General features: G+C 71.9%; 5 protein-coding genes and 2 pseudogenes. All 7 read right to left on the reverse strand.

All coding sequences use genetic code 11. The features are described from left to right. Positions 1–304, reverse strand: a pseudogene (locus H7A73_RS17600) (guanylate kinase); the annotation flags it as partial. After that, a complete protein-coding gene (pyrF, locus tag H7A73_RS17605; protein ID WP_259362996.1) occupies positions 301–1,185 on the reverse strand; it encodes an orotidine-5'-phosphate decarboxylase in 885 nt (294 codons plus the stop codon). The pseudogene H7A73_RS17600 and the gene pyrF, both read right to left, overlap by 4 nt. An 11-nt stretch (positions 1,186–1,196) precedes the next feature. Next, positions 1,197–4,475, reverse strand: a complete 3,279-nt coding sequence (gene carB / locus H7A73_RS17610; protein WP_182067189.1) for a carbamoyl-phosphate synthase large subunit — start codon at positions 4,473–4,475, stop codon at positions 1,197–1,199. Then, a complete protein-coding gene (gene carA, locus H7A73_RS17615) occupies positions 4,475–5,674 on the reverse strand; it encodes a glutamine-hydrolyzing carbamoyl-phosphate synthase small subunit (protein WP_182067190.1) in 1,200 nt (399 codons plus the stop codon). Before carA ends, carB begins: the two co-directional genes overlap by 1 nt. Then, on the reverse strand, positions 5,671–6,234 hold the full coding sequence (locus H7A73_RS17620) for a hypothetical protein (RefSeq protein ID WP_051596738.1): 564 nt from the start codon (positions 6,232–6,234) through the stop codon (positions 5,671–5,673). The genes carA and H7A73_RS17620 overlap by 4 nt, the downstream gene beginning before the upstream one ends. Further along, complete coding sequence (locus H7A73_RS17625; protein ID WP_182067191.1) at positions 6,231–7,589, reverse strand: dihydroorotase; 1,359 nt, start codon at positions 7,587–7,589, stop codon at positions 6,231–6,233. Before H7A73_RS17625 ends, H7A73_RS17620 begins: the two co-directional genes overlap by 4 nt. Then, positions 7,586–8,101: pseudogene (locus tag H7A73_RS17630) on the reverse strand (aspartate carbamoyltransferase); the annotation flags it as partial. The gene H7A73_RS17625 and the pseudogene H7A73_RS17630, both read right to left, overlap by 4 nt. Positions 8,102–8,202: the final 101 nt, after the last annotated feature.

The following is an 8,202-nucleotide window of genomic DNA, read 5'->3' on the forward strand; positions in this document are numbered from 1 at the left end:
CGAGACGCTTCGACGGTGCGATCCGCAGGGAACCCATGATCGCCTCCGCTCGCGCGGGGCCGATGCCCGGCAGGCTCACCAGCAGGTCACGGACCCGCAGCGAACGTTCCGCCGACGTCGTCTCGACCAGCGAGTCGTCCCACGCGGCACGGGCGACGTCGAGCGCGGAGCGCTCCCCCGACGCGATCGCGGCCTTCACCGCGGCCCGGGCGCGTCGCGCGGCGACGGCGGCCTTCGCCGCGGCGACGCGGTCGACCTCTGGCGGGGTGCGGTGGGCGGGCAGGCCCTCGTGGTCGTCGGTCACGCTGCCGCCGCCAGTGCGGTGCGGATGCGGTCGGCGCGGTCGGCGACGAGCGCCGCGACGCCGTCCGGACCGTCGGTCAGCAGGCCGCGCGACTCGCTCACGAGCACCTGCTCGGCACGCGCACCGTACAGCGCACGGAGGTCCTCGATGCGGGCGCCCTGGGCACCGAAGCCCGGTGCGAGGACCGGCGCGGTGCCGATCGCGTCCGCGTCGATGCCGAAGTCGTCGAGGTGAAGGGTCGCGCCGAGCACGAGCCCGACGTCGCCGAGGGCCTGATCACCCACGGACCGGTTGTCGTCTGCCACGTCCAAGACGATACCGGCCGCGACCGTCCGGCCGGTACGCGGTCCCTCGGCGAGCACCGCGGTCTGCAGCACCCGGGCCTCGGGGTTGCTCGTCGCCGCGAGCACGAAGACCCCGGCACCGTTCCGGCGCGCGACGTCGATCGTGCCCCGGAGCGAGCCGTACCCGAGGTACGGCGACACCGTCATCGCGTCGGCCGCGAACGGTCCGTCGCGCTCCAGCCACGCCAGCGCGTAGTCGTCACCGGTGGTCCCGATGTCGCCCCGCTTCACGTCGGCGACGACCAGGAGGCCCGCATCGCGTGCCCGGCGGATCGTCGCGTCGAGCGCACGGTAGCCCGCCACCCCCGCCGCCTCGAAGAAGGCGACCTGCGGCTTCACGATCGCCGCGCGGCCGGCGGCCGCGTCGACCAGGGTCGCGCCGAACGCTGTCAGGCCCTGCTCGTCGCGGGCGAGCCCCCACGCCGCCAGGGTGGCGGCGTGGGGGTCGATCCCGACGCAGAGCGGTGAACGTTCCCCCATGGCGGCCGCGAGGCGGACGCCGAAGGAGGCCGGGCCTCCCGACCGGGTCGCACCCACGCTGGCAGCCGTCACCAGGTCGCGCGCTCGAGCGCGTAGTCCTGCAGGCTGCGGACGTTGAGCGGCGAGCCGATCGTCTCGATCGCCGCGACGGCCGCACCGATCTGCGCGATCGTCGTGAACAGCGGCTTGTCCGCCGCCACCGTGGCCGCGCGGATCTCGTACCCGTCGGCACGACCGGCGGCACCCGACGGCGTGTTGATGACGATGTCGACCTCGCCCGTCGCGAGCAGGTCGACGACGCTCTCGCCGCCCTGGCTGTACTTGCCGACGATCCCGACCTCGATGCCGTTGCGGCGGAGGATCTCCGCCGTGCCCTCGGTCGCGATGATCGTGAAGCCGAGCTGCTGCAGACGGTGCACCGGCAGCACGATCGCGCGCTTGTCGGTGTCGGCGACGCTCACGAAGACCGTGCCGCTGGTCGGCAGGCCGCCGTACGCGGCGTCCTGCGACTTGAGGAACGCCCGCGGGAAGTCGCGGTCGATGCCCATGACCTCGCCGGTGGAACGCATCTCGGGGCTGAGCACCGAGTCGACGACCTGGCCCTCGCGGGTGCGGAAGCGTCGGAAGGGCAGCACGGCTTCCTTGACGGCGACCGGGGACTGCGCGGGGACGAACGCGCCGTCACGCTCGGGCAGCATGCCCTCGGCGACGAGCTCGGCGACCGTGGTGCCGGTCATGATGCGGGACGCGGCCTTGGCAAGCGGGATGCCGAGCGCCTTCGAGACGAAGGGCACCGTGCGGCTGGCGCGCGGATTCGCCTCGAGGACGTAGAGCACGCCGGCGCCGATGGCGAACTGGACGTTGAGCAGGCCCTGCACGCCGATGCCGCGGGCGATCTTCTCGGTCGCGTCGACGACGCCCTGGATCTCCGCGCGGCCGAGGCCGACCGGGGGCAGGGTGCAGGCCGAGTCGCCGGAGTGGATGCCGGCCTCCTCGAGGTGCTCCATGATGCCGCCGATGTAGAGCCGCTCGCCGTCGAAGAGCGCGTCGACGTCGATCTCCACGGCGTCGTCGAGGAACCGGTCGACCAGGAGCGGGAGCTCCGGGCCGATGATGGCCTGGTCGGCCATCCGGTCGAAGTAGTCCGCGAGCGACGGGGAGTCGTAGAGGATCTCCATGCCGCGGCCGCCGAGCACGAACGACGGGCGGACGAGGACGGGGTACCCGATCTCCTCGGCCACCGTGGTCGCGCTCGTCAGGTCGTCGGCCGTGCCGTTCCGTGGTGCGAGCAGACCGGCGGCGTCGAGGATGGCGGAGAACTGCCCGCGCTCCTCGGCCGAGTCGATCGCGGTCGGGCTGGTGCCGAGGATCGGGATGCCCGCAGCCTCGAGCGGCTTCGCCAGGCCCAGGGCGGTCTGGCCGCCGAGCTGCACGACGACGCCGACGAGCTCGCCGGACGCGGCCTCGGCCTCGATGACCTCGAGGACGTCCTCGGCGGTCAGCGGTTCGAAGTACAGGCGGTCCGAGGTGTCGTAGTCGGTCGACACGGTCTCGGGGTTGCAGTTGATCATGATCGTCTCGAACCCGGCCGCGCTCAGCGCGAACGACGCGTGCACGCAGGAGTAGTCGAATTCGACGCCCTGTCCGATGCGGTTCGGGCCGGAACCGAGGATGACGACCTTCTTGCGGTCGCTCGGCGTGATCTCGGTCTCGGTGTCGTACGACGAGTAGTGGTACGGCGTCAGGGCGGGGAACTCACCCGCGCAGGTGTCGACCGTCTTGAAGACGGGCCGGATGCCCTGCTCGTGGCGGGTCGCCCGGACCTCGGCCTCGGTGGAGCCGCGCAGGCTCGCGATCTGGGAGTCGCTGAAGCCGTGCTCCTTCGCCCAGCGCATCGTGTCCGCGTCGAGCGTCCCGGCGGCCCGGACCTCGTCCGCGACCTCGTTGATGAGCACGATCTGGTCGATGAACCAGGGGTCGATCTTGGTGGCCTCGAAGACCTCGTCCGCGGTGGCACCCGCGACGAGGGCCTGCTGGACCGTGACGATGCGGCCGTCGGTCGGGATCGACGACTTCGCCAGCAGGGCGTCCTTGTCGAGCTCGGCCGCCGGGGTGTCCCAGTGGAAGCTCGATCCGCGCTTCTCCAGCGAGCGCAGCGACTTCTGCAGTGCCGTGGCGTAGTTCCGGCCGATGGCCATCGCCTCGCCGACGCTCTTCATCGTCGTGGTGAGCGTGGCGTCGGCGGCCGGGAACTTCTCGAACGCGAACCGCGGGGTCTTCACGACCACGTAGTCGAGCGTCGGCTCGAAGCTCGCCGGGGTGACCTTCGTGATGTCGTTCTCGATCTCGTCGAGCCGGTAGCCGATGGCGAGCTTCGCGGCGATCTTGGCGATCGGGAAGCCCGTGGCCTTCGAGGCGAGGGCCGACGAGCGGGACACGCGGGGGTTCATCTCGATGACGATGACGCGGCCGTTGGACGGGTCGACGGCGAACTGGATGTTGCAGCCACCGGTGTCGACGCCGACGCGACGGATGATGTCGATGCCGATGTTCCGCATGTTCTGGTACTCGCGGTCGGTCAGGGTCAGCGCGGGCGCGACCGTGATCGAGTCACCGGTGTGGACGCCGACCGGGTCGACGTTCTCGATGGAGCAGATGACGACGGTGTTGTCGTAGTTGTCGCGCATCAGCTCGAGCTCGTACTCCTTCCAGCCGAGGATGGACTCCTCGAGCAGGACCTCGGTCGTCGGGCTGGACTGCAGCCCGTCGCCGACGAAGCGGACGAGTTCGGCCTCGTCGTAGGCGAAGCCCGAGCCGAGGCCGCCCATGGTGAAGGACGGGCGGACGACCAGCGGGTACCCGAGGTCCTTCGCGAACTCCTTCGCCTCCTCCAGGGTGTGCGCGATGTGGCTGCGGGCGACGTCGGCACCGGACTCGAGCACGAGCTCCTTGAAGAGCTGGCGGTCCTCGCCGCGCTGGATCGCCTCGACCTTGGCACCGATGAGCTCGACGCCGTACTTGGTCAGGATGCCGGCCTCGTCGAGCGCGATGGCCGCGTTCAGGGCCGTCTGACCGCCGAGGGTCGGCAGGACGGCGTCCGGCTTCTCGATGCGGATGATCTCCTCGAGCGACGCGTTCGTGATCGGCTCGATGTAGGTCGCGTCGGCGAAGTCGGGGTCGGTCATGATCGTCGCCGGGTTCGGGTTGACCAGGATGACCCGGACGCCCTCGGCCCGGAGGACGCGGCACGCCTGGGTGCCGGAGTAGTCGAACTCGGCGGCCTGACCGATGACGATCGGGCCGGACCCGATGACGAGGACGGAGTTGATGTCTGCGCGCTTGGGCATCAGTTCGCTTCCTTGGTGATGTCTGCTGCGGGGGTCGTGGCATCGGCGGTGGCCGCGTCGAGCGGCTCCCCGTCGCGACGCTCACGCACCATGTCCGCGAACCGGTCGAAGAGGTACATGCTGTCGTGCGGTCCGGCGGCGGCCTCGGGGTGGTACTGCACGCTGAACGCCGGCACGTCGAGCGCGCGGAGGCCCTCGACCACGTTGTCGTTCAGCGAGTAGTGCGAGACCTCGACCCGACCGAACCCGGCCGGCGACTCGAGCACCTCGCCGAGGGGCGCGTCGACCGCGAAGCCGTGGTTCTGGCTCGTGATCTCGACCTTGCCCGTGGTCGTGTCGAGCACCGGCTGGTTGATCCCGCGGTGACCGAAGGGCAGCTTGTAGGTGCCGAAGCCGAGGGCGCGACCGAGCAACTGGTTGCCGAAGCAGATGCCGAAGAACGGCCGGCCGGTGCGCAGGCTGTCCTGCAGCAGTTCCACCTGCGCGTCCGACGCGGCGGGGTCGCCGGGGCCGTTCGAGTAGAAGAGCGCGTCCGGTGCGAGGGCTTCCAGCTCCGGCGCGGAGATGTCCTGCGGGACCACGTGCACCTCGAAGCCGCGAGCGGCGAGGTACCGGGTGGTCGAGGCCTTCACGCCGAGGTCGAGCACGGCCAGGGTGCCGATCTGCTCGCCGACGGCCGGGACGACGTAGGTCTCCGGGGTGGACACGACCGACGAGAAGCTCGCCCCGGTCATGCCGGCCTGGTCACGCACGAGCTGCTCCTGCTCGGGCGCCGGCAGCGCCGCGTCCGCACCGCTGAAGACGCCGCCCTTCATGGCGCCGGCGTCACGGATGCGACGGGTGAGTGCGCGGGTGTCGATGCCGGAGATGCCGACGATGCCGTCGCGCACCAGGTGGTCGTCGAGCGTGGCGTTCGCGCGGTGGTTCGACACCACGCGGCTGGGGTCGCGCACCACGTACCCGGCGACCCAGATGCGACGGGACTCGGGGTCCTCGTCGTTCACCCCGGTGTTGCCGATGTGCGGCGCGGTCTGCACCACGATCTGTCCGGCGTAGGAGGGGTCGGTCAGCGTCTCCTGGTAGCCGGTCATGCCGGTCGCGAAGACCACCTCGCCGAGCGTGCGCCCACGGGCGCCGTAGGCCCAGCCGTCGTACCGGGTGCCGTCTTCGAGGACCAGGACGGCCCGTTCGCGTGTCATGCTTTCTTCCCTTCGCCCGCGGTTCGCGGAGCATCGGCCGCAGTTGCCTGCGGCCCGGTCTCGGTCAGTCCCTGCAGGGCGTGCAGCGCGGCTGCGTCGCCCTCCGGGAACCGGAAGTAGGTGTCCAGGTCCGTCGCACCTGCGGCGCCGGTCGCCGTCCATCGCAGACGGACCAGTCCCCCGGGTTCGACCACTCGGTCGATCGCCCACGTGGAGCGGTCGGCGCCGCGGACCGCGTCACGCGCGATCCAGCGGTCGTCGGTACCGGCGAGGCGCATCACCACGCCGGTCGCGTGGACCGTCACCCCGCCACGGCCGCGGAACCCGAGGCCGCCTGCGGTGATGCGTTCCAACGGCTGGTCAGCGCGGGTCGTCGCGACGGTGAACCCGTCCCACGACCCGACCGCCGGTGCCAGGTCGGCCGGCACCCGGACCGGAGGCACGGCTTCCGCCTGCTTCCTGGTCCGCGTCCGCCAGGTGCGCGCCATCGCGACGAACAGGGCGGCGACCGCGAGCAGGATCACCGCGCCGAGGAGCCACCGCTGGGCGTCGCCGCTCATGCGTGCGCCCCCGTCCGGATCGCCGCGGCGTGCGCCGCGATCGTGTCCGCGTCGACGACCCGGCCGTCGAGCACCGTCGCGTACCCCTGGTGGAAGGTCGCGACGACCCGGCCCGGCAGGGTCATGCCGAGGTACGGCGAGTTCTGCGACTGCCCGGCGAGGTCGGTGACCGCGAACGCACGGCTGGCCGACGGGTCGTAGAGCGTGATCTCGGCGGGTGCTCCCTCGGCGATGCGCTGCCCGTGCCCCTCGACCTGACCGATCCGCGCCGGCGCCTCGGACAGCACCCGGGCGACGTCGGCCCAGTCGAGCCGGCCGTCGTCGACCACGGCCGCCTGCACGACGCTCAGCGCGGATTCGAGGCCGACCATGCCGTTCGCGGCGGCGGGCCACTCGCAGCACTTCGCCTCGGCGGTGTGCGGTGCGTGGTCGGTCGCGACGATGTCGATGGTGCCGTCGGCCAGGGCCGCACGGAGTGCCTCGACGTCCTCGCGGGCCCGGAGCGGCGGGTTCACCTTGTAGCGGGCGTCGTAGCCGGGCGCACCGTCGTTTCCGGCGATGAGGTCCTCGGTGAGCACGAGGTGGTGCGGGGTGACCTCGGCCGTGACGTCGATGCCACGGGACTTCGCCCACCGGATCACCTCGACGCTGCCGGCCGTCGAGACGTGGCAGACGTGCAGGCGTGCCCCGACGTGGTCGGCGAGCAGGACGTCGCGGGCGATGATCGCCTCTTCCGCGACGGCGGGCCAGCCGGCGAGGCCGAGCTCCGAGGACAGCCGGCCCTCGTTCATCTGCGCGCCGATGGTCAACCGGGGCTCCTGGGCGTGCTGCGCGAGCACCCCGCCGAAGCCCTTGATGTACTCGAGTGCGCGGCGCATGAGCAGCGGGTCGGCGACGCACGAGCCGTCGTCCGAGAACACCCGGACCTTCGCCCGCGACGTCGCCATCGCACCGATCTCGGACAGGTGGGTGCCCTGCAGCCCCTGCGACACGGCACCGATCGGGCGGACCGTGACGTAGCCGGCGTCGTCACCGAGCGCCTGGACCTGCTCGACGACCCCGGCGGTGTCGGCGACGGGACTCGAGTTCGCCATGGCGTTCACGGCGGTGAACCCGCCGGCAGCCGCGGCACGCGAGCCGGTGAGGACGGTCTCGGACTCCTCGTGACCGGGCTCACGCAGGTGCGTGTGGAGGTCCACGAGGCCGGGCAGGGCGATGAGGCCGTCCGCGTCCACGGTGGTGGCGCCGGCGGTGTCGAGACCGGACCCGACCGCGGTGACGCGCCCACCCTCCGTTCGGATGTCGGCGCGCGAGCCGTCGACCAGCTGCGCGCCGCGGATCAGGTGAGCGGTCATGCGGCGGACTCCTTCGCGTCGGTGCCGGTGCCGGCACTGCCCGTCAGGGCGAGGTAGAGGACGGCCATCCGGACCGAGACGCCGTTCTCGACCTGCTCGACGACGGTCGAACGGGGGTCGTCGGCGGCGACGCCGGCGATCTCGAGCCCGCGGTTCATCGGACCGGGGTGCATGATCAGCGTGCGCTCGGACAGTCGCCCGAAGCGGGCCGCCGTCAGGCCCCAGTGCCGCGTGTACTCGCGCGGGTTCGGGAAGAAGGCGTCGTTCATGCGTTCCTGCTGGATGCGGAGCGTCATGACGACGTCCGGGTCCTCGGCCAGGGCGGTGTCGAGGTCGTGGTGCACGGCGGCGCCGAACGGGGTCGGGGTGGCGGGCAGCAGCGTCGGCGGCGCGGCGAAGGTCACGCTCGCCCCGAGGGTGCGGAGCAGCCACGCGTTCGACCGGGCGACCCGGCTGTGCAGCACGTCGCCGATGATCAGGACGCGCACGCCGTCGAGGCCCTGGCCGCGCGAGCCCGGGTCCGAAGAGCGGCCGGGCGGGGAAGAGGGGCCTGGCCGCCGGCGAGCGCGGGGGGCGCCGGCCGCGTTGACGAACAACACGACGACAGTCTACG

This window comes from Curtobacterium sp. ME12 (assembly GCF_903970855.1).
GTDB lineage: Bacteria > Actinomycetota > Actinomycetes > Actinomycetales > Microbacteriaceae > Curtobacterium > Curtobacterium poinsettiae_A.

Excerpts from the sequence above, each read along its gene's own strand:
- carB (WP_182067189.1), bottom strand. The coding sequence starts at position 4,475 with ATGCCCAAGCGCGCAGACATCAACTCCGTCCTCGTCATCGGGTCCGGC.
- H7A73_RS17620 (WP_051596738.1), bottom strand. The coding sequence starts at position 6,234 with ATGAGCGGCGACGCCCAGCGGTGGCTCCTCGGCGCGGTGATCCTGCTC.
- carA (WP_182067190.1), bottom strand. The coding sequence starts at position 5,674 with ATGACACGCGAACGGGCCGTCCTGGTCCTCGAAGACGGCACCCGGTAC.
- H7A73_RS17625 (WP_182067191.1), bottom strand. The coding sequence starts at position 7,589 with ATGACCGCTCACCTGATCCGCGGCGCGCAGCTGGTCGACGGCTCGCGC.